Genomic DNA, 22,408 nt, shown 5'->3' on the forward strand with positions numbered 1-22,408 from the left:
TCACAATACTTTTGTCTTCTAATAATCAGATATGGAACAACGGATTAGAAAAGTCAAAAAAGAAGATATACAAGCGCTGAAATCAGTAGTAGACTCAAGCGAATTATTTCCTTCAGATCTGCTGGACGAAATGATCCACGACTATTTAACGAACAGTTCTTCAAAAGATATTTGGTTTACAACTACAGAAAATGGAGTGCCAATATCCATGGGATACTGTGCACCGGAAAGACTTACGGAAGGAACCTACAATCTTTACGCAATTGCTGTTCATAAAGACCATCAGGGTAAAGGAGTGGGTAAAGACATGATGAAGTATATAGAAAACTTACTGCGAGAAAATGGCAATAGAATCCTTATCGTGGAGACATCCGGGAATCCTGAATTTAAACTTACCAGGGCTTTCTACAACAAGTGTAACTATACAAAAGAAGCAACTATAAGAGAGTTTTATACCGAGGGTGAAGATAAAGTGGTGTTTTGGAAGAAACTGGACAGTTAAAAAAATACTTGTAACAACAGATAGCGCCCTACGTACAGTGCAAACCGCTTTCATATGATTTAGTGGCATTCGGTTCAAAATATCTTGCAGGGATCAATAAACTTCTAAAGGCTATTGCGAAAATACTCATCGGGTTAATTGTACTTGTACTTATCGTCATATTTGGCTTCACACTTTATAGGTTTGGCATAAGTCATACCTCAACAACCTTGATTCCAGGTATCGGGATAGGGGCTTTGATCGCCGGAATAACATTGATGTTCATTTTAAGAATGAAAGAAATAATATTAAATTAAAACCGCCGCCTACAATGGCAAACACTGAAAAGGAAAGAAAATGGAGTACTTCACTTTTGCCCGCGTCATTCACGTAATTGCTGTCATTTTGTGGATAGGAGGCGTAGCCATGGTTACCACGGTCATTATTCCTGCTGTTAAAAGGTTAAAATCAAAAGAAGAACAGATAAAAACCTTTGAACAAATAGAAGGAAGGTTTGCGTTACAGGCCAAAATCACAACACTGTTGACAGGTGTAACAGGGTTTTACATGCTACATGTGCTGGAGGGTTGGGAGAGATACTTTGATTACAGGTTCTGGTGGATCCATGCCATGACCTTAGTATGGGTTTTGTTTACCTTGGTGTTATATGTATTAGAACCCTTTGTACTGCATAAATTATTCAGAAAATATGCCGGGGAAAATCCAGCCAGGACATTTTCATTCATGCATAGGGCACATTGGTTTTTATTATTATTGAGTTTGATCACTACAGCAGGGGCGGTGGCAGGAAGTCATGGGTGGTTCATTATAAATTAGTACAACACAAAAAATGGAAATAGACAGGACCAAATACAAGGTTTGGGATAAGACAAATTTCAGCTCAATCCACTGGATACTTAACCCGGGGCTTGCCATTAATGAATTGATCTTAGGCCAGCGTGTTCCAAAGATCACACTCATTGACCAAACTTCGGATAGGCCATTGATGGAAAGAACTTACATTCCTTGCCCTCACTGCAGCACACTACATGAAGCACAAACATGGTCTGTTCAAAACAAAACTGCCTTTAAAAACTGGTTTGGATTGTTCTGCCCAAACTGCCGGGAACTGATTCCATGCCTACGAAATCTTACCTCTGGCCTGGTCCTGTTGGTGACCTATCCGTTCTGGTTTTGGTGGATCAACCAATGGAAACAAAAATGGCTGAAAAGTCAGCCGTCACGTTATTCCAACCTTAATCTCCAGCCTATTGAACACAAAAATGTGAACTGGGTTAAAATGGGCCTGGGTTGGGGGGTTATTATGTTCATTATCATGTCACTATTCATGCCCGTTTTAAATGGTACTGATCATAGCTGGACAGCAATTCTGATTAACTTTCCAATATGGGTTGTGGGAGGCCTATGTTTCGGATACGTCATGAAATGGTGGATGGGGAAACGGTTAAAGAAGGCCAAGACTCCCACTCGTCCTCTTTTATGAGAGCACTAAAAAAAACAATCCTGCAGGGCGGTTGCAAGATCACCAAATTTGACATTTTTTTATGAGTAACCTGATTAGACCCGTACAAGAAAAGGACTTTGAAGCCCTCATTGAATTGTTCAGAGAGTTTGCCCTGTTCGAAAAACTTCCGGAAAAAATGACCAACTCGGTTGAACAGATGATGAAAGAAAAAGAATTTTTCAACGGTTATGTTGCAGAAAGTGAAGAGAAGAAGATCATAGGATATGCCACCTACTTTTTTTCATACCATACCTGGACAGGAAAGTCTCTTTATATGGATGACCTTTATGTTAAAGAGGCCCATCGCCATAAGGGAATTGGAAAAAAATTGTTAGGTGCGGTCATTGAATTTGCCCGAAAAGAAAAATGCCATGAACTGCGATGGCAAGTATCTAACTGGAATAAACATGCCCGTAAATTCTACAAAAAAATCGGGGCTACCATTGACGATGTTGAACTTAATTGTGTACTGTCTTTAAAGTAAAGCCGATCCGGCACCTTTTTATAAAATGTGCCCATTTTCAAAGCGTATAATCATAAAATAGATGTTTCCCATCCAATGCATTTTTAATATAGGTTTTAGTCACCCTATATTTTAACTTTAAAGAAAAGGCGGACTGACCTTTAAATAAGGGGTTATAAACGCTTTAAACTGCAGTAATTAATAGTTAGAGTATCATCACTGATACAGCCGTCCATTGAATCAGAATTTTAAATGAAGAAAATTGTCTTATCGATTTTAGATGAAATAACCTTTTTAAGTATTGAAAAGGACTTAGACGAATTGGGGGTAACATACACTCAAAGGCCACTATCTGACAGCAGTTTCGTTTCCCTTAATGAACTTCAGAGCTTTGGCGAAATCATAATTAAAACGGACAATACAGAAAGCATTCAAAAATTACTGGTAAACCCAGCATATAAGGGGCGACTACAAGTTTCATCATCAGAAATTAAAGTATCTGAGCGACCAAATTATATACAAAGAGGTTTAATCGTCTATTCGATACTCATCACCGTATTTTTTGCCAAGTACTGGCATATCGACTACATAAATAGCTCGGACAAGAACTTCAATATCCATTGGAATTATAGTAATACAAGACTCGATTATGTGGATAAGAAAAGTAAAAAAGTAGTTCATTCATTCTTTGATGCTAATTATGATTTGAATTATGAACTACAGTATGAATACAATCAAGGAAAAGGGCCTGTTTCAATTAGATACGATAACGATGAAAATGGATATTATGAAAAAGTCGAGTTGTTTACATTGAATGGGGAATATTCAGGGGTGTATTTCGATTCTAATCAAAATGGACTGTACGAGTTTAGCCTAACCATTCTTGAAAATGGTGATACACTTAAATTAAGGGATACAAATGAAGATGGATTCATGAAAATAGATGAAAGGTGATAATGACTCCCTAAAGTGGATAAAAAACTTACTACCTTTTTTGCAAAGTCGGCCGAAAGAAAATTCCGCACCTAGAGGCCAGGCATTTTTAATGCGTGATTATGGTGGAATACAGGTTTAGTTTTGTTAGCTCCATAATTGAATGGTTTGGAATCGAGGCTATGTTAGCCATTCGATAAGTAATCCACTTATTACCGGCGCCAGGATACTAAGAGAGAGTTCAAAAGACTCTCTTACTGAAAATGCTGCTGAAGGTTTTTGGCCTTCACTTGTAGCTTCTTCTTTCTTCTTAGCGATCAGTTCTCCCAGCAAAACGTTTGCCGGGCCATAAAATATGAGCAGAAAAAAGGTGAAGGACAGTGAATAGGCAAGAACAAATTCAAAAGGAAATAAGTAATCATGTGCCGGACCTGCTGCCGTTAAGATCGATTCTCTCAATAAGGATGATGTAACAATACCCATCACCAACATTACTGAAGAAGCTGTAAGCAACCAGAACGAATGTCTTTTCAACTTCAAAAGCTTCTTTAAAGAAGCTCTCTTTTTACTGACATAGTATCGTGTAAGTACATTGGTGATCATAAAATTCCCTGCTAAGGCAAATAATGAGGGGATCAAATAAATGGAAACAAGCAATTGTAGTATCCAATCATTAGAGTAAAATAGAAGTCTGCCAAGTGTCATGATCCTTGGAGGTAAAAGTGATAAATTGGACGTACTGTAGTGCGCAAAGTAAAAAACTACGGATATACTTAAGAACGATGCCAAAAGAGCCAGCCATTTTTTGTTGTTTTTCATCTGTAAGAAATAATGAAGTAAATGTGGTAGCATAGCCAATGCAAAAGCTATTCCCACAGCCATGAAACCAATCCATAGGAGTAACTTAGGATTATGGTTAAAATAAAACTCCGTATATAAAGCCAGTTGCCCATGCCTCGTTTCCAGTTGTCTTCCTGTTGTTTGACTTACTTCCTGGAGTCTGAACTTTAGGGGTTTATTGCTAAAAATAAGTGTATCTACATATTTAATAGCAAGAGAATCATTGACCACATAAACTGGCCTGTTCACCGGAGGGTTGACATTCAATAATTCAGGGATTAGCATTACCGAAGTAGCAAAGCCTACTACTGATAGTAATATACTCAAGGGTAGCCTTAAAATCATGGTCTCTTAGTGTTCCGGGTTTGAGTAATACGGATGGTCTATAATCCTGAATAAGTTACATAATTAATTTCAATTATTCTGAAACAGAAAATGCCTTCTGCTTGATAATCAGAGTTCTTTTAGATTGGCCAAGACAAAATAATAGTATTAATCTAACCGGTTGGATTTCGGGGCATAATTCTATAGATAATCCTACAACGAAATGACAGCCGAGATCGTTGGCAATAACTGTGGTAGCAACATCAAAAACCAAAAGAGAATTTCAAGATAACTTCATGTAACAAATAATCACATGCAAAGCACTACATATACACCGGAAGACGGTTTCCCATATTATTTTGACCTGGCAAAGAGCGACGACTTGCCTACCTTGTTTTCTTCATTGACCTCCTATATATTTCTGAATTCACTGGATGAAGAAAAAGCGGCGCATCGTTATGCTCCTGATAAATGGAGCATTAAGCAAATTGTGGGGCACATTACCGATCATGAAAGAATAAAAATGTTCAGAGCATTTCAGTTGAGTAGAAACCAGATGATCCAATTATGGGGTTATGATCAGAATTCCCTGATCGAAAATAGTCGTTTTGATGAGCTGACAATGCAACAAATAGTTAAGGACTTCTATAATGTAAGAAAGGCATCTTTAAGTTTTATAGACACCTTATCTGAAGATCAATTGAAAACAAAAGGTTGGGCCCGGAAATATGAAATTACACTGGAAGATTTTCTCAGATCAATTATTGGTCATGAGATGCACCATGTTAATATCATTAAAGAAAAATACCTGTAATGCTTACTTAGAGTATAAAAAAAAATTAACCCTTCTCGAGCGCATTTAGCAAAGTGTAATGCGTTCCCATTTTCTTTTAAGATGAACATTCCGCATTTGTAATGCGAATATTCTTGATAAACTTATTTTTATTAGCTCTTATGGTAAAATGTTGAGGTATCATACCCAAAAAAAGCTGCCTTTAATGTACACCCGGAATACAAACCCTATTTTTAAATCAGTACACATGGCGCTATCGCTATATGCGGGCCGGGAGGATGTCCACAAAACAAAAAAGCCCTGAACTGGTCTTTAAAACTATTTAATGCAGGTTTCACGCTGGTCGTAGGATGTCCTACGACCTATTATTGGCTTAGGGCGTCCGCCCGGTTGGTATGAAGAGGTTTAGGTTATATCGGAATGGACATAGCAAACTTTTGCTTTCCAGTTTCCCCTCTCTGGCCGTGAATTAACCCTGCCACACTACCTCGTTATTACCAAGAGCATTCGTTAAGGCTACCTGATAACGGACAGGCATTATTGAAATAAGTGAATCTCCAATGCATACCTATAGCGATCTCATTCCCGACATACTATCTGCTTAGAGAGGTGCTAGAATATTGACCAAAGTCCATAGGATACAAAATATAGTAATGATTAAAGCCCGAGCGGACGCTCTATCCTATTGTAGGTCGTTGGAGCGCTGCGCTTAACCGACGACCAGAGTGTGTAGACTAAGTTAATGTCAGCTTTAAAGCTTTTTACCATTCAATTGCATTCTTTCTTCTTCCAAATTTTTGATTGCGGCGTCCTTTTGAAGTTAAACTTTTGTTTTTCCGGGAATGGGTACCGGGTAATATTCGGATTTGTCAGGTAGAATTGGGGGAGCGCTATTGAAGTTGGTTTCGTCGGTATAGTCGAAAAGCTTTATTTCCGATTGAACAGCGTCCTCCCAGTTTAATCGCTTACCTGACCAGGCCGACATTCGACCAAATATACCGGTCATGGATGAATGGGCGGCATAAAATGCATCATTGATATAATTGTCGTTATCAGCAATTGCCTTCAGCAAGGTTTTTTGAACTTCAGGATGAGCATTATGGAAAGGGTTTAAGTCTTCCATTTTCTTTTGGAGATCTAACATTACCTTTCCTTTATGGTTGTAAGCAATAGCGTTATTTCCCTTGATCTCAAACCGGCCTTTTGTACCAAAGAAGATTTCTCCATGCTTATTTGAACAGTTGGGTAGATTCCTGCTAAAGCTGTAAACGGGCACATTGTTTTCATACATAAAATGTGAGCTTACGGTATCAAAACCCCCTAACGAACCTGAATAAAGCTTCTCTGCTACTTTACCACCCGAAGCCAATACCGTTTGCGGATGCTCCTGTTTCAACGCCCAGTTGATGACATCCAGGTTATGTATGTGATATTCTATAATATTTCCGCCACCGACCCATGCAAAAGAACGCCAATGCCTGTTTTGAAACTCCATTTCCGTCCATTCATCTTTACGCGGACGGCTTAAATCACCAATAGGACCACCAAACCAGTAACATTCGGCAGAGGTAATATTACCAATAATTCCATCATGGAGGTAATCAATAACAGCCTGGTATTCTTTACCATACCTGCGTTGAAGTCCCCCGGCCACGTATAGCCTGTTCGTCTTGGCAATTGCCGCCGCTTCCAATACTTTCTTATATCCAAAAGCATCTACACAAACCGGTTTTTCCATAAAAACATGCTTCCCCTGCCTTATGGCTTCTTCGAAGATAACCGGTTTATATACTGCCGGTGTTCCTATAAAGGCAACATCACATAATGCTATGGCTTTTTTGTACCCTTGAAAGCCTAAAAATTTTGTTTCTTCCGTAACCTTTATCTTTTTTGGGTCCTCAATACGCGAGTTAAGTGCTGTAAAACTTCGTTCTATTGGCTCCGGAAATAAATCAGCCATGGCTACCAGTTCACACGGTATTTCATAGTTTAATGCCGTAAGCGTTGCCCCCGTACCCCGGCCACCACAACCAATTAAGGCTATTTTAAGTGGTTGGTCAGCGTTAGTTACTAAACTATTGCCCAAAACACTGCCTGCTGCCAATACACCTGTGCCGGCAGCTGTGGCAGATTTAACGAATTCACGCCTTTTCATATCAATATAATTTTATCGTTAGCTATTTTCTTAATGATGATTTTCAGACACCCTCCTGATCTACTCCAGGAACGAAACAAAAAACGCTTCGGCTTCCGTTTTAGTGGGTTGTTTATAAGGCCGTACCAATCTGAATCCCACGAATTCCGAATCGGTATTCCACCAAAAGCTTTTTGGGATCTGGGGGTCTCGTATTTTCCATTCATCCGTTGATGAAATTCTGTTGGAACTACGGCATCCCTCTGCATCATCAATAAACGAGCCCCCCCTGGCCGAGCGGGGATTTAATGCTGTAGGTTTTCCCAAAGGACCTTTTTCATTATGTTCGATATCACTGTAGAAATCAGGATAGTACTGGTCTAAACACCATTCAGCCACATTTCCATAGATATCATATAAGCCATTGGGGCTTGGTTCCTTTAAACCCACGTTGTGTATTTCACTATTGGCATTTTTAGCGTACCACGCATACTTATCAAGCAACTTTTTTTTCTTGCCAAAAAAGTAGGGTTCATTAACTCCGGCTTTAGCAGCAAACTCCCACTCGCACTCCGTTGGAATTCGATAAAATATACCTGTGCGATAATATAACCACCTGCAGTACGATAGCGCTCCATATTGTGTCATACCCACTGCCGGTTTTTTGTCATCCTCGACCAGCCCCTTTGATGGATCTTCGTAGGGGCTGGATGGCCTCGATACCACCATATCGTAGGGTATTCCATCTGGCGTCAAGTCTCGGGTTGCATCCCTGAATATCAAATACTCAGCATGCGTTACCTCAAAGGCTCCCATCCAGAACGATCCTATTTTGACTTGTTTGTTTGGCAATTCGTCGCGCTCAGCATTTTTATCCTTTGCTGATGCCCCTAAGGTAAACTCTCCTCCCTGAATGGGAACCATCTTGAACGACACTCCTGTCCCCTCGATTTCTTGTTCATAAGCGTTAAAATCCGTCTGACCCAGGACGGTAGTAGCCAACAGTGACAGTGCACTGAAAATGTTCATTAGCTTCATATTTTATTTCCCCTCTTCTTCTGTGGTTTGCTTAAATGTCAAATTGAAATTCAGCATTATGTCGTCGTTAGTTGTCAGACTGCCGTAAAAAGCTGTAGGCCTCTCCACTTCAAACGTTGACATTTTTAAAGCCTTGCTCCCGGAAAAATTCAGTGTTTCACGATCTTCACTTATACTACCTTCAACCTGTAAGTCAATCTCTTTCTCTACCCCCGCAACTGATAATGTGCCCCCGGATTCGACGATTACTTTGTCTTCCATTACCCTGGTGATCACATTTGATTTGGATTTGTATTGAACAAAGGGATGTTGTTCATATTTAAGTGCTTTTTGGATCTTGCCATCCATTATAGGTCCACGCCCACCACTCATTTTGATTACCGGAGCAGTAAAGATCAGCTCTGATATTAGTGTTGCTCCGACTTCTAATCTCGCGCTGTCTGCTAAAACCATCGTACAGTTATACTCCAGGAAGTCCAGTTTCCAGTCACTTACATTAGAAGAGCCATTTACCACTAGTGTTGATTCCTTTTTAAGCGTGTAAGGGGTTTGCCCAAATGCATAAACACCATACAACAAAAGGCTATATAGCAATATGATCTTCTTGGTGCTTATTCTATTACTTCTATCCATTACATCAATGTTTGTTTATACTGTCGGTAATGTTGTGAACCATAGGGAATGCCCTCGATTTACGAATGACCTGGTCATTGGAAAAAACCATGTATTCCACGGGAGTGTTCTTACGTACTATCGCTTCTATTTCTATTGAATCAACTACAATATTTAGTGTCGATGCTAAAAAATCAGCAGTGGTAGCATCTCCGGCAATTACGGTAGATGTGTAGTTGTGTGTTACCGGCAGGAGTGTTTTCGGGTTGATGATGTGTGAATACCTCCTTCTGTCAATGGTGAAGTATCTATACGTCATACCGGAGGTAGCTATAGCCTGTCCCGATTGTAACTTAACCCTGTACATGGGCTTATCATGTGAAGAAATCCCAAGGACCCAGCTTTCTTCTCCCGGAGGAGTCCCAAAAACCCGAATATCTCCGGCAGCCTCCACTAAATAGGCCGTGCAGTTTAACTGCGTTAAAAAATCATACACCTTATCGACGATATATCCCTTGGCAATGCCTCCAAAATTAATTTCTGCCTTCTTCTTGATTTGAACAGTATGGGAGTCAAACCGGACCAGTGCATGGTCAAAGCCTGTAGCCTTTTTTCTCAATGCCTCAATTTCCCGGTTTCCCGGTAATCTATTATTCTGCCCGGCTAATTTCCACATATCTATGGCAGGCTGAATGGTAACATCAAAGTATCCATTACTTTTTTCAAATGCCTCTTGAGACTTATCGAGCATAGCAGCCAGTGCTTCGGATGGGCGGTTAAGCACTTTAAAATGGTTCAATTGAGATATTTCACTATCCGACGTGTAGCTGCTAAAGATCATGTTAAGCGAATCAACCAGGTGATAGGCTTCTTCCATTCTTTCCCGGGCCTCTGTTACATTTTCCGTATAAATTATAATTCGGAAGTCGCCTCCCAGCTTTTTACGATTGCTTTCTACTGCCTCCGCACTCACCTGGAACAGGAATGCACCGGCCGCCTTTATGCAAAAAAGAAAAAGGATCGGTTTCGTATTTGTTAACTTTAATCTCAAGATCAGGAATGGATTCAATCTGTCCTAAAAGCTATGTCAGCACCCCTAATTTTTACTTTCAATTGGCTTACAAAAGCCTTACGAAACATAAGAGTATGGGAGGTTAAATATTGATACTGAATAAGATAAGTGTGTCAAGAAAAATTATCAAATACTTTTTTTGGTGGATTGAATTTGAATAAGCAAAATTGATAAAAGCCTTGAGAAGTATTTTTATCGAAAGTCTAAATGTCATGAATTTTTCTATATCTCTTCTTTAACCTGGAAAATCAGAATGAGTATAAAAAAATATAAATTTACGGTTACACCCCACCGGCTTTTACTACTCTGTTTTGTTACGTTAAGTATACTTTTGAAAGTGTCCTTCGCCGATGCAAATCCGGCAGACGATTACACATTTAAGATAGGTGAGTTTTCTAACGTTACCAGTCTACAATACTTTCTTCAAAACTTAAAACAGAACACTTACCAGGACCAAGGGCTTTCCATACGTTTAAAAGAAGATACTGTCAGCCAGCTAATACATGTGATGCTAGCGGATGATTTGTCCATACCCTTAAATCATGTACTGGAAGAAATAGGGCGTTACTTGAATGACCCCGGAAGATTATTTGTATTGATCATTAATTACCAGGGAAAGGAAGAAACACTTTTAGCACATTTAAATCATTATCAACTACTGACAAGAGCTTATCCTTTGACTTCGCCTGACCTTCCTCCTAAAGGCAGCTTATTAAAAGCCGGTAAACCGTTGTTGATATTAAACAATACCGACAGGACTTTTACTAGTAATTTGCTAAGTGATTATCATAACAATGTTATAGAGTACCCTGTAGAGGATGCCAGTTTTAGAAATAGTAAACAAGCAAAACGATATATTTCGGGTAATTATCATTTTTTGGCTACTAAACGTTTTACAGACGAATTTGTAAGCGATGAAGCGGCATTAAGCGATAAATACAAGCTTAATACAAGCACTTTTATCTACGATTATGTTCTTGACTGCTGGAAAAACACAGGAAAGAAACCAAATTTTATTTTTTACTCTTCACCCAATATTGCCTATCACATTGGAACGCTAACCATGTTATTGACCAGGCAGCCTCTGATTCAAGGAACTGTAAAGGCCAAGGGTGTCCCGCTATCAGGCATTACCTGGAAGCACAGCAAGGAATCGCTTACCAAGGGAACCTTCACCTTTCCGGTAGAAGAAAGCGGTAGAATAACACTGGCGCCTGAGCTATCAGGTTATAAGTTCATACCCGGCAGCTATGGCTCAGACTTTGAGGGAAAGATACAAACGGTAGCGTTTGAAGCTAATAAATATGATATCGACGATGGAATTACCGCCTATTACTCTTTTGATGATAAGGTTGAAAATGAAGTGACATCGACACAAGAGTATGGTAGCGGCATATTTACAAATGATCCTATAAGAGGGAGTGTATTGAAGTTCGAAAACGAAAACCATATAACGCTATCTTCACCGGAGAAATATAACATTGCAAATAATAGTTTTACGATAAGTATTCATGTTAAACTCAATAAGAGTGGCATGGATAAAGACAATTGTATCCTTGGAAGTAGTATAGCTGAATACCGTAAGGGCTTACACATTAACATCCGCAGAGGCAATCCGTATTTCGGGTTTTATACTAACGATGTGGTCTCATCAAAAAAGGTACAGCCACAGCAATGGTACCATATAGTGGTAAGGTATAACATTGAAAATGGGGAACAAAGCATTTTCGTAGACGGTGAAAGTGTGGCTCAGTCTTGGAACCACCCCTCCTTTGTCGGTGGAGGGTCCATCCTCCTGGGAAACGGTATCCAGCAAAATAATTTCCTGGACGGTCTCCTTGATGACTTATATATATGGGATCGAGCTTTAAGTGATACCGAAATTAAATCGGTGAATATAAACGGAATAGAAAACATAGATCGTTTAAAAAATCAAAGAATAGTAGCCGCACTTATACTGTCACTTGCTGCCGCTATTACTGTCTTTTTTGTGCTGCGATTTAGAAAGAGAAAAACTACACGTCAGACTGTTTCCAAAAAAAATGCGATAGAACTTTTGGGAGGTTTTAAAGTTGTGAATGAAACCGGAACCGATATCACTCACCTGTTTGCACCCAAAACGAAGGAGCTTTTCTTATTACTTTTGATTTACTCTATAAAAAACCCAAAGGGAATTTCTAAACAAGAATTAACTCATGTTATTTGGAGCGATATAGCTGACGAAAAGGTTTCCAATAACAGAAGCGTTGCCTTTAATCGACTAAAAAAGGCAATGAGTGCATTTGGCGGTGTCGAATTATCTTTCGAAAAGAACTTTTGGAAAATGATACGCCACGAAGATGTTTTTTGTGATTATGAGTTTGTGAATACCTTAATACAGGATGATAAAAGTAGTCTGACTGACTTCAGTCCCTTTATCAGGAAAGGTAAACTATTACCTAACGTTAAAAATGAATGGTTACTGGACTTCCGCACGGCCTTCAATTTTGAGCTTATAGATAAACTATTGTTAATACTCAATAAAGGCGGAAATGAGCCCCACTTAATCGCGTTCACTTGTAGCTACATCTTAAAACTGGATGATCAAAACCAACCCGCTTTACACCATCTGTTACATCAAATGATTAAAACGGGTAATAAGCATAAGGCTAATTTTCTATTTAATAAGTTCATAGCAACATATTGGGCAATAAACAAAAGTAAATTTCCCTATGATCTAAATGGTTTTTTAAACAAGGACATCAATCTTATGTAAAACCAACGGTGGGTTTTATGATAAGATCGTTGAACTCGATCAAAGAATGGATGCCAACGGATTATCTAAATAGAAGTTAATTAATAGCAATACTTGTTCTATAGCCAGGCATGTGAATGATTGGATTTATGATGAGAAGAAGGAGCAACCTTACCGTAGAACAGTGTAGAACGGATGATACCAGGCCAATCCACTTTTTAAAAATTGACCATCCCCAATCCCCCAAAAAGGAAGTTAAGAAAGGTGCTCGATCAAGGTCATCAAACGAGATCTGTTTCTTACCGAAACCATTACCCGGCTATCATTTTTCATAAGTATCGTTTTATCCTTTTTAATAGATGCAACGTTGGTCAGGTTGATGAGTGTAGATCGGTTTGCCCTGAAAAAACCTTTTGGCGCTAATAGTTCGTCGTAGTACTTTAATAAGTTAGAGGCCATATAATTTTTCTTATTCTCCATATGGAAAATGGTGTAGTTGGCGTCCGCTTCGCATAGAATCACCTCATCCAATTTTATCGTTACATATTCCTTGCCTATGTCCAGGAGTAGCCTTGACTTTTCATCATAAAAAAACCTTTTGAACTCCTCATATTTCTTTAAAGAGAACATGGTTTTACTTTTCATGAAGTAGGTGTCGACTACTTCAATTAATTTTCTCTCATCAAATGGTTTCAGTAAAAAGTAAAAGGCATAATGTTCCATGGCTACTTCCATGTACCTCCCATGAGAGGTAGTGAAAATCACCTCGCAGTCATGTGTGTCAACTGCCTTAAGGATATCAAAAGCTGTACCTCCGTTAATTTCAATGTCCATAAAGATCAGGTTCGGCTTAAGGTCATTAATGGCATCTATGGAAGTTCCCACATCTTTTAAGCACGCCAGTATTTCTATGTTCTTGAAGTTTGTCTTTAGGATATTGGAAAGATAGCTGGCAGATGCTTCCACATCTTCTACAATAAGGCACTTAATTTGATTTTGCATGTTTTGGCGGCTTTGCGAAACCCTTTGATCTTCTATGGTCGAAAAAAAATGTAATTATTGTGATTGATGAAAAATTCCCCCATCTCTTACCTGATCATTTTGATCGTCGGAATAACGAGGGTACTGTATGGTCAATCCCATGAAGGAAACTTCATTCCTCCCCATTTTTATTTAGCTAAAACCGATAGTTCGGCTATTCCTGGCTTGTTGAAAGCTATTGAAAAGAATGTTGAAAAAGAAAAAATAGCCTATTTTCATTTAAAGGCAGGCACTTATTATTTTGAGGTTGCGGATGATCTTACTCGTGCTATCCATCATTTCAATACAGGTCTGAAAGTCACTGATTCTACCAACATCGCAAGGGATAATTTACTCACTATATGTTATTTACATTATTCCAGAGCCAAAGTGTTTTTTAAGGAAAAAAAGTATAAAAATGCTTTAAAAAGTCTGTATCGTTCTTTGGATGCCGTGGAAGATATAAACCCGGGTATAATAGCATTGATCAAATATGATCTGGCTCAAAATTATCATCACTTAGGCGAGTATGACCATGGTTTGAATTATTTCAAACAGGTTTTGAAAGAACCTTTGTGTAAGGACAGCCTGATGTTTCAGATCTCAACGAATTTTCAAATTGGAATCATTTATGCGCACCGAATTTTCATTTACGATTCGGCCAGAGTGTATTTAAGACGGGTGATCACCTTATCAGAGGGGTCTTATGAAAAAGAATATGTTCCGAAAGCCTATAAAAGCCTGGGGTCCGAACATTACGAACTCAAAAACTGGGATTCTCTTCAATACTATTTTGATAAAGTAAGGGAGGCATATCAGCAGTATAACATAACGCTGTCACCCGGAGAAAAATTTGTCAATCGGTTGCAGGAAACTATTGTTCTCTCAGAAGTGGGGATCATAAACGATGAAGAGGAGAGATACCGCCAGTTACTGGTGGATATACGAGACTTAGACCTTAGTCCACATAATATAGGCGAGTTATATCACAGTATTTATGTTAATCTCATACTATACTATAAGCGTATCGGTAATTACAAAAAAAGTACCGAAGCTCTGGAAGAAAGAAGTACTATAGTAGATAGCATGCGGGACGAACTGGTCAAAAAAAGAGCTATCGAACTTGAAGTAGAATATGAAACCAAGAAGAAAGAAGATGCCATTGACGCATGGCAACTGCAAGCAGAGAAGCAGCAGACTATTAACTTGCTACTTATCTTTTCCATAGGGCTGCTCATTACTCTTATTGTTCTGGGCTTTCTTTTTTTCAAGCAAAAAGCCTTACAGGCCAAATTTGAAAAGGCGAATTTGCAACAACGGTTACTACGAGCCCAGATGAATCCTCATTTCCTGTTTAATACATTGAGCACCGCTGTGGCCATGGTCCATAAAAAGTCAGACAATGCCATTGCTTACCTTACCAGGTTTTCCGAATTACTGAGAATGATATTAAATAACTCCCGGGAAGAGTTCATTTCCCTGGATACTGAGATTGAGGGATTGACTAATTATTTAATGATACAATCTGAATTTTCCGCCGCTTTCCGGTACCAGATCGATGTGGACCCTGCGATAGATCAAACGGAAATACTTATTCCACAAATGCTTATTCAACCATTTTTAGAAAACGCCATTGAGCATGGCATCCGGAAAGAGCAGGGAACAATCATATTGGCAATAAGGAAAGAAAACCAAAACTTACTCCATTGCAGTGTTGAAGATAATGGTGTAGGCTGGAAAAACAGAGTCAAAAAAGAATCAATAACATCCGGGGAACATTTTTCAGTATCAGGAGATATCGTAGAAGAAAGGCTGGCCATCTTCAGTAAGAAACTAAAAGCAGACGCCCGAATGACCATCTGCTCACCGGTAAATGAAGCAGGGAACGGCACAAGAGTAAACCTCTATATCCCATTCATAGAAGATTTTTAACCTGTATTACGTATGTAACTCATAACAAACAGACCGGCTCATCCCTGCAACTTCCGTGTTCATCGTTTTAAAACCTTTCTTATAAATTTTATCTGGGTGATAAGGCACGCCGTCTGGTCTGGAGTAATGAGGCATTAGGATTCGTGGTGTAGATCCAAAGTACAAAAAGACCGCGTATTTTATATCGTTTTGATTTGGAGGAAGTTAAGTATCGCAGGCCTTTCACTGTCAGCGGATTTTGTTACAGCAAACGCTTATTGCTAAAAGAGTAACGCTCTTTGATTCAGATGTATCACTGGTCATTTGGGGCTTGAGTCATAAAACTACTTATGGTACATTGTCCTTTAACCTTTTTCACATTAAACACAAAAGCAATGAAAATTGTCCTCCTTACAACCGTATTAGCCATGTGTTCCATGGCCTTTAAACCCGTAAATGCACCTGTCGTTGAGCAAACCTTCTCCGCCCCATATGAGATTACGATCACCAGTGGCGAAGGCTATTTATATTTGAACAGTGGTGTTCAATTGCTAACCGCAGGTCAGAGTTACATCGCATCTCCGGGTGAAAGTGGTGCAATTGCCGGTAAATGTGGTAACTCGATCAGTTTTTGCGTGTCATATGGCAGTAGCATTATAAATACTTCTGCTTTGGCAGGGCCTTGCTATTCCTACACTCAGGGTTCAGGGAACCCGTCTCAAGCTGCTTTTACCTTCCAGGCAGCGCCTTAAGACACTGCTGGTCTTCTTTTATCAAGAGGGCTAAATGGTAATTCCAAAGCAAAGTAGCCAGCATTTTTAATGCAGGTTTCACACTGGTCGTAGGATGTCCTACGACCTATTATTGGCTTGGGGTGTCCGCTTGGTGGGCATAAAGAGATTTAGATCGTATCGGAATGGGCATAGCAAACTTTACAGGCTTTCCCATTTCTCCCCCTAGCCGTAAACCCTGACACACTATCTGCTTAGAGAAATTCCAGAATATTGACCGAAGTCCATAGGGATACAAAATACAGTAATGATTAAAGCCCGAGCGGACGCTCTATTTAGTTATAGGTCGTAGGAGCGCTGCGCTTAACCGACGACCAGAGTGTGGGAAAGTTTCTATTCGAAGGATCAGAGGGCGGGATTTGTAGTACAAGTAGTATTCGTAAGGTTTTGAAGCACGCTTGTTGTAAGGTTGGAATAAGGAAAAAAGTTACACCTTGCACCATGCTCACCAATGCTTTAGGTTCATATCATGATGTTATCCCAACTAATTACAGTTATTATTATACCGTTTAGAGAGGGTTTGGAAAGGGGCAAACTGGCATATTTTTTGACCATGAATTTCCTAAAACATAAAAGTAGAATATGAAAAAAGAATGGCTAAAACTTAGTTTGGTGTCCGTGCTTCTGTTAACCGGATGTGCAGATGACGACAATCAAGTGGAAGAGAGATACACACATGATCCCGTTTTTTTTAATCTCACTATGGATAATTCACAATACATTTTAGAATCTCCTGACTACACAGTGCGCCCGGGAAAAGTCCGATCGGGATGTATTGAAAGTACCCCATGGGTAGGCGGTTTTACCTATGGTATGAAACCTACCCGTTTGGAAGCTCATACAGATAGCGACAATTTCATCGCGGGTATTCAATTTAGTATTACGGAAAAAGTAGGGATCATTGACCTCAATGTCGATGAACTTAACTACATGCAGCACGTGATGAACCCACCGGGGGACAGAGGCTTTCCAACCCACGTGGAGGGCTTTGAACCGACCAGAAATGGTGTTGACTTTCCTACATCCGAAATATATCTTGAGATATATACCACAGACGGTGACTTGTATATTTCTACTTTACCAGGATTAACATCACGGGATGAAAACTCTTTTTTTGATGATACAAGGGTTTTAAAATTAGGGACGTCTTCACCTGAAGAGTATTCTTATATTTTAGAAGCCAATTTTAAAGTAGACATGTATAAATACAACTCTTCGACTGAACCGGTAATTGTACGGGGTAATTTTCGTTTGCCTGTTTATACTTTCAAAACGACAGAAGCCAGGTCGCAGTGTAATTAAAATGGTGTCTGTAGGCAACCACTGAGGTTTTCAAAATCAATCAACAGCCCCCACTGGTCCTCTTTGGAAAAGAGGACCAAACGGTGATTCCGCACCGAGATCATCGGCATTTTTAGTACGGGTTTTAGAACCTCCGTAGTTATTTAGAAAGTACCACCCGCGTGGTCTCAACAGTCTCTCGGGTTAAAATCCCGAGTAACGACTATTTCTGAGGCCTCCGGCCGGCTTTACGAACTAAAACTCCCCGAAGTTCTCTACAAGAGACTCTTAGGAGGGAGAAATGTTAAGCAAATCTGTTTGTAAAAGACAATAAGCAATTATAAAATGGTTAAATCATACGGTTAAATCAGCTCAGGTATGCACTTATGGTTATTTTAGTGATCTGATAACGCTATGGTTGTCATTGACTGGTTAACAGCAATAAACTTCTATTCTCTTTCAAGGACTTCTTAGCTCCCCAACTACCTCGCCCTGGACCACACCCCAATTTCTAATCTCCCTGAGAACAGGAATAAAGGTATTACCAAATTCAGTGAGTTGATAATCAACTTTCCGTGGCCGCCCACCATGGTCTGTTCTAAGCAGAATCCGATCTTCAATCAAGGATTGAAGCTGAAGACTCAACATTTTTTCGGTGATATCCGGGATAAATTTCTTGATCTCTCCGAACCTCATCGGGCCTTTATTCATGTGGATATACCATAAAATGATCGCTTTCCACTTTCCTCCAATAAAATTTATAGTCACACTTAAAGGACAGTGAAATATCTGACTGTTAATATGATACACCAATTCTTTACCGTCTACCAACATTATCTTATTGTTAAATTCTAATTACTGTCAATAACCACAGTATTGATCCTTTTCGTTGTTACTGTAAAAATCGTAGTAATGAAGTTATGATATCATTCAAAAACAAAAAAATCGTAATTGTAGGTGCTTCTTCGGGGATAGGTAAAGCAATTGCCTCAATAGTATCCGTTCAGGGAGCTATTATTTATTTAGTTAGCAGATCCAAAGAAAAGCTATTGAAAGTCCAGGAAGAACTTCCGGGAGAATCACATGTATTCAGCATGGATATGCTGGATGATGACTCAGTGAACCAAACCTTTGCAGCCATTGGCTCCTTTGACTTTCTAACCTTCACAGCAGTAGCAGATGAAACCAAATTAATGACTCCCATTAAGACTATGAGTAACGAGACAGCACAACGAGGTATGGAAAAGTTTTGGGGAACTTTTAATGTAGCGAGAGCAGCATCAAACTACATTAATAAGGATGGGGCTATGGTCTTTACAAGTAGTATGGCCATCTATCGTCCTTCAAAGAATGGCGCATCTATGATGAATGCTGCAAGTGCAGCCGTAGCTGTTTTCTCAAAGGCATTGGCTTTAGAAATCGCTCCTGTGAGGATCAATATTGTAGCCCCTGGAGTAGTGGCAACTGGAGTGTGGACGGAAGATCAAAAGAAAGGCTACAAAGACTGGGCTGCCAAAACACTCCCAGTGGGTCATTTAGGCTCAGCAGAGGAATTAGCTAATGCATATTTATCTCTGCTTACCAATCCATACATGACTGGTAGCGTTGTTACTGTGGACGGAGGATTAACACTAGTTTAAAAAAATGTGGTATGAAAGCTGAAAAAGTATTAATTGTAGGAGGAAGCAGTAGCATGGGGCTGGCAACCGCAGTGCAAGCATCATCAAAAGGATTTCGTGTGGTAGTAGCAGGGCGTAATGAAGAAAAACTAAGGCAAATTGCTAACAATTTAGGAAATCAAGCATCGTACTACCAGGTAGATGCAATGGAAGAGAAACAAGTAGTGGAAATGCTTCGTGAACTAGCTCCTATCGATCACATTGCTATGACGGTAAATGCACCTGGAAGCGCCACCAGTATATCCAATACGAGTACAGAGGAAGCTAAATTGGTATTTGAAAGGTTCTGGATGAATTATCGAATCCTGAACCTGGCACGAGAATGTATGAGTCCAAATGGGTCTATTTCGCTGATCTCGGGAAGTAGTAGTAAAACACCTGTTGCCCAATACAGTTTTTGGGGGACATTACATGGATCTATAGAGGCATTGGCAAGAAATGCCGCTTTAGATTTAGCTCCTTTAAGAGTAAATGTTGTTTCTCCCGGTGGAATAGGTCTGAAACCGGATCGACAGCTAGTCGAACATCTAGGTATGCCTGAAGATATTGGTAAGGCGATAGTATCTCTGATTGAAAATCCAGCCATTTCAAATGCTAAATTAGATGTTGATAGCGGAGAAAGACAGGGAACATGGAGCGGCTAGTAATAAAACTGCTAACAAACGATGAATAATCCTTTGGGAGACAATTCTACCAAAAGATACTAAAACTCACCTATTTTCCTCTTCAGGTTCATTTTATCTCACACTGGTCTTAGGATATCCTTCATTACTGGCTTAGGGCATCCGTCCGGTGGGTATAAAGAGGTTTAGATGGTATCGAAACAGGCGCATAACAAACTTTTCAGGCTTTTCAATTTTTCCACCATAATCATAGTATTAGCCTGGTTGTACTTCAACCCTGCTATTACCAATACCACCCGTTAGATCTATCCACATGATAACATACAAACAGTATCGAAAAGAAGGAAGCTCCCATGGCGTACCTCTGGTAATCTCATTATAAACACGACCACTACTTAAAGAGATATCCAGAATATTCACCTTATTCCATAGCTATAGAAAATACTGCCGTAAATGAAGCCCGAGCGGAAGCTCTATCCGGTTATTGGTCGTAGGAATGCTGCGCTTAACCTACAACCAGAGAGTTATAAAAACTATTAGCCACCTGTACTAATACTAAAAAGCCCATATCTTCAACAGCGTAATAACGATCATCAATACAGTAATCCACTTCGCCCAGGACCGGGCATTGGTTTTTACACTGATAAAAACCGCAGCCAGGTAAGCGCCTATGATCTGCCCTAAGGCCAGCAATAGTGCAGGCTTCCATAAGATCTTATCGGTAAGGGCAAAATATAGCGTGGTAGGTAGCGTATATATGGTGATGATAATGAGCTTATACGCATTGGCGCTGGCATAGGGCATGGCCAGGTAGCGAAACAGGATGGTGAGGATCAAAATACCGATGCCTATCTGTATAAAACCGCCGTAAAAACCTGCCGCAAAAAACAAGGCATAATGAAAGGTATGTTTCGACTTGTCTGATAGTGGTGTGGTAAAGTTCAAAAACTTTAGCGGCAGTAAGTATTGAAGTAACAGCAGCAGCATTACTGCTGAAGCAATCAGGTTAAAAAAGTGCCCTGACACAATTCCGGCACAGACGGCCCCTAGCATGGCCCCTATACCGGTGTAGACAATGGGCCATAGCTTAATATCATTTTTAGTAAATTGACGATACTTGCGCAGCACATAAATACCCGTAATATTTTGAAAGAAAACCCCGGGGCGTGTGGCAATATTTGCTGTTACCAACGGTATATCCATCAGGGCCATCACACCCAGGCTGAATAATGTGCCACTGCCGGAAATAGTATTGATGATACCGGCAAAGGTGCCTCCACCGATCAAGAGCCAATCACTCAGCTCCATCATGTATGTTCAGGTCGACCATTACGGGAAAGTGGTCCGACGGATAGCTCAGGTCTTTGGAGTCGGACAGCGTGCTGTATTGGTTTATTTCCACACCTCCGCTCACGAAAATATAGTCTATTCGCCGGGCAGGCTTTTTATGGAAGTTAAATCCGTTAAAGGTAGCTTCCGGGCCATAGGGTATTTTTTTACTTACCTGCCTGCTGTCTTTAAGACTTTCTGTAGCTACAGGATAGGGTGGGGCGTCAGGTCTAAAGTTAAAATCGCCCATGAGTACGGTAACACTGTTTGTGGGGAGTTGATCTATCTTTTGCAGCAATAGTTTCACACTCTCCAGGCGGGCCGCAACCCCGACATGATCGAAATGGACATTAAATACGAAAAAAGACGTACGGTTATCTTTGCACCTGAATTCTGCCCAGGTACAAATTCTTGGAAGGGCGGCATCCCAGCCTACGGACGGCTTTTCCGGGGTCAGGGAAAGCCAGAAGGTGCCTGACCTCACCACTTCGAAATGGTTTGTGTTATAGAATATTGCGGTGTACTCTCCTTTTTTGTCACCATCATCTCTGCCTACCCCAACGTAATCATAGCCCGGCAGTCCATTTTTGATATCTTCCAGCTGGTGCCAAAGCCCTTCCTGGGTCCCAAAGATATAGGGTGCATAAAAGCGCAACAGCCCGATCACGGCTTCTTTTCTTTTCGCCCAGTTGTTGACCGTATCACGGGTATCATCAAATTTTATATTATAACTCATGATGCGCAGGTCATCTGCACGCTGGGCCACCGTTACCGCTTCAGCAGAGACACATACTAAAAAGACGAAAAACCATTTCATATCGTCAA

21 protein-coding genes are annotated in these 22,408 nt (G+C 40.0%); 12 read left to right on the forward strand and 9 right to left on the reverse strand.

Translation table 11 applies throughout. From position 1 onward, the window contains the following. Positions 1–31: 31 nt before the first annotated feature. The 5 genes from FNH22_RS13880 (at position 32) to FNH22_RS13900 (ending at position 3,423) form a co-directional block, all read left to right on the forward strand. Positions 32–502, forward strand: a complete 471-nt coding sequence (locus FNH22_RS13880; protein WP_143399000.1) for a GNAT family N-acetyltransferase — start codon at positions 32–34, stop codon at positions 500–502. Positions 503–838: 336 nt separating this feature from the next. Then, positions 839–1,318: a hypothetical protein gene (locus FNH22_RS13885; protein WP_143399001.1), complete on the forward strand. Its 480-nt coding sequence runs from the start codon at positions 839–841 to the stop codon at positions 1,316–1,318. 13 nt (positions 1,319–1,331) lie between these two features. Beyond that, a complete protein-coding gene (locus tag FNH22_RS13890) occupies positions 1,332–1,985 on the forward strand; it encodes a hypothetical protein (protein WP_143399002.1) in 654 nt (217 codons plus the stop codon). Between the two features lie 61 nt (positions 1,986–2,046). Continuing rightward, positions 2,047–2,490 (forward strand): GNAT family N-acetyltransferase, encoded by a 444-nt coding sequence (locus FNH22_RS13895; RefSeq protein WP_143399003.1) that lies wholly within the window; start codon positions 2,047–2,049, stop codon positions 2,488–2,490. Positions 2,491–2,721: 231 nt separating this feature from the next. Continuing rightward, complete coding sequence (locus FNH22_RS13900) at positions 2,722–3,423, forward strand: hypothetical protein (RefSeq protein WP_143399004.1); 702 nt, start codon at positions 2,722–2,724, stop codon at positions 3,421–3,423. Positions 3,424–3,582: 159 nt separating this feature from the next. Here FNH22_RS13900 and FNH22_RS13905 read toward each other — a convergent pair whose 3' ends face one another. Continuing rightward, the gene (locus tag FNH22_RS13905) at positions 3,583–4,569 is read right to left on the reverse strand and encodes a hypothetical protein (RefSeq protein WP_143399005.1); all 987 of its coding nucleotides are present in this window, start codon (positions 4,567–4,569) and stop codon (positions 3,583–3,585) included. A 310-nt stretch (positions 4,570–4,879) separates the two neighbouring features. Here FNH22_RS13905 and FNH22_RS13910 point away from each other — a divergent pair, with 310 nt between their 5' ends. Then, complete coding sequence (locus FNH22_RS13910; RefSeq protein WP_143399006.1) at positions 4,880–5,380, forward strand: DinB family protein; 501 nt, start codon at positions 4,880–4,882, stop codon at positions 5,378–5,380. A 799-nt stretch (positions 5,381–6,179) separates the two neighbouring features. On the opposite strand, the gene FNH22_RS13915 is transcribed toward FNH22_RS13910, so the two are convergent. Genes FNH22_RS13915 through FNH22_RS13930 form a run of 4 tightly spaced genes read right to left on the reverse strand, consistent with a single transcriptional unit; the run spans position 6,180 to position 10,194 of the window. Beyond that, positions 6,180–7,514 (reverse strand): Gfo/Idh/MocA family protein, encoded by a 1,335-nt coding sequence (locus FNH22_RS13915; protein WP_143399007.1) that lies wholly within the window; start codon positions 7,512–7,514, stop codon positions 6,180–6,182. 60 nt (positions 7,515–7,574) lie between these two features. Further along, positions 7,575–8,522 carry an SUMF1/EgtB/PvdO family nonheme iron enzyme gene (locus FNH22_RS13920; protein ID WP_185154224.1) on the reverse strand — a complete coding sequence of 316 codons (948 nt, stop codon included), beginning with the start codon at positions 8,520–8,522 and terminating at the stop codon, positions 7,575–7,577. 12 nt (positions 8,523–8,534) lie between these two features. After that, complete coding sequence (locus FNH22_RS13925; RefSeq protein WP_143399009.1) at positions 8,535–9,164, reverse strand: YceI family protein; 630 nt, start codon at positions 9,162–9,164, stop codon at positions 8,535–8,537. Between the two features lie 4 nt (positions 9,165–9,168). Then, positions 9,169–10,194, reverse strand: coding sequence for an FAD:protein FMN transferase (locus FNH22_RS13930; protein WP_143399010.1), 1,026 nt, complete (start codon positions 10,192–10,194; stop codon positions 9,169–9,171). 274 nt (positions 10,195–10,468) lie between these two features. On the opposite strand from FNH22_RS13930, the gene FNH22_RS13935 reads away from it, so the two are divergent. Next, positions 10,469–12,970: a LamG domain-containing protein gene (locus FNH22_RS13935; RefSeq protein WP_143399011.1), complete on the forward strand. Its 2,502-nt coding sequence runs from the start codon at positions 10,469–10,471 to the stop codon at positions 12,968–12,970. 234 nt (positions 12,971–13,204) lie between these two features. Here the strand turns inward: FNH22_RS13935 and FNH22_RS13940 are convergent, their stop codons facing one another. Continuing rightward, on the reverse strand, positions 13,205–13,951 hold the full coding sequence (locus tag FNH22_RS13940) for a LytTR family DNA-binding domain-containing protein (RefSeq protein ID WP_143399012.1): 747 nt from the start codon (positions 13,949–13,951) through the stop codon (positions 13,205–13,207). Between the two features lie 66 nt (positions 13,952–14,017). On the opposite strand from FNH22_RS13940, the gene FNH22_RS13945 reads away from it, so the two are divergent. The 3 genes from FNH22_RS13945 to FNH22_RS13955 all read left to right on the forward strand — a co-directional run bounded on the left by FNH22_RS13945 (position 14,018) and on the right by FNH22_RS13955 (position 17,973). Beyond that, positions 14,018–15,901 carry a histidine kinase gene (locus tag FNH22_RS13945; protein ID WP_143399013.1) on the forward strand — a complete coding sequence of 628 codons (1,884 nt, stop codon included), beginning with the start codon at positions 14,018–14,020 and terminating at the stop codon, positions 15,899–15,901. A 374-nt stretch (positions 15,902–16,275) separates the two neighbouring features. Further along, on the forward strand, positions 16,276–16,632 hold the full coding sequence (locus FNH22_RS13950; RefSeq protein WP_143399014.1) for a hypothetical protein: 357 nt from the start codon (positions 16,276–16,278) through the stop codon (positions 16,630–16,632). A gap of 621 nt (positions 16,633–17,253) precedes the next feature. Beyond that, positions 17,254–17,973: a hypothetical protein gene (locus FNH22_RS13955; RefSeq protein ID WP_143399015.1), complete on the forward strand. Its 720-nt coding sequence runs from the start codon at positions 17,254–17,256 to the stop codon at positions 17,971–17,973. Positions 17,974–18,411: 438 nt separating this feature from the next. Here FNH22_RS13955 and FNH22_RS13960 read toward each other — a convergent pair whose 3' ends face one another. After that, positions 18,412–18,786, reverse strand: coding sequence for a helix-turn-helix domain-containing protein (locus FNH22_RS13960; RefSeq protein WP_143399016.1), 375 nt, complete (start codon positions 18,784–18,786; stop codon positions 18,412–18,414). An 86-nt stretch (positions 18,787–18,872) separates the two neighbouring features. On the opposite strand from FNH22_RS13960, the gene FNH22_RS13965 reads away from it, so the two are divergent. Both FNH22_RS13965 and FNH22_RS13970 read left to right on the forward strand, forming a co-directional pair. Next, entirely contained in the window at positions 18,873–19,592 is a 720-nt protein-coding gene (locus FNH22_RS13965) for an SDR family oxidoreductase (RefSeq protein ID WP_143399017.1), read from the forward strand. Positions 19,593–19,603: 11 nt separating this feature from the next. Further along, positions 19,604–20,275 carry an SDR family oxidoreductase gene (locus FNH22_RS13970; RefSeq protein WP_143399018.1) on the forward strand — a complete coding sequence of 224 codons (672 nt, stop codon included), beginning with the start codon at positions 19,604–19,606 and terminating at the stop codon, positions 20,273–20,275. Between the two features lie 534 nt (positions 20,276–20,809). Here FNH22_RS13970 and FNH22_RS13975 read toward each other — a convergent pair. Together FNH22_RS13975 and FNH22_RS13980 are read right to left on the reverse strand one after the other, a co-directional pair. Continuing rightward, entirely contained in the window at positions 20,810–21,565 is a 756-nt protein-coding gene (locus FNH22_RS13975; RefSeq protein WP_143399019.1) for a sulfite exporter TauE/SafE family protein, read from the reverse strand. Next, complete coding sequence (locus FNH22_RS13980; protein ID WP_143399020.1) at positions 21,549–22,400, reverse strand: endonuclease/exonuclease/phosphatase family protein; 852 nt, start codon at positions 22,398–22,400, stop codon at positions 21,549–21,551. Before FNH22_RS13980 ends, FNH22_RS13975 begins: the two co-directional genes overlap by 17 nt. Positions 22,401–22,408 lie beyond the last annotated feature (8 nt).

Source organism: Fulvivirga sp. M361 (assembly GCF_007097395.1).
Lineage (GTDB): Bacteria > Bacteroidota > Bacteroidia > Cytophagales > Cyclobacteriaceae > Fulvivirga.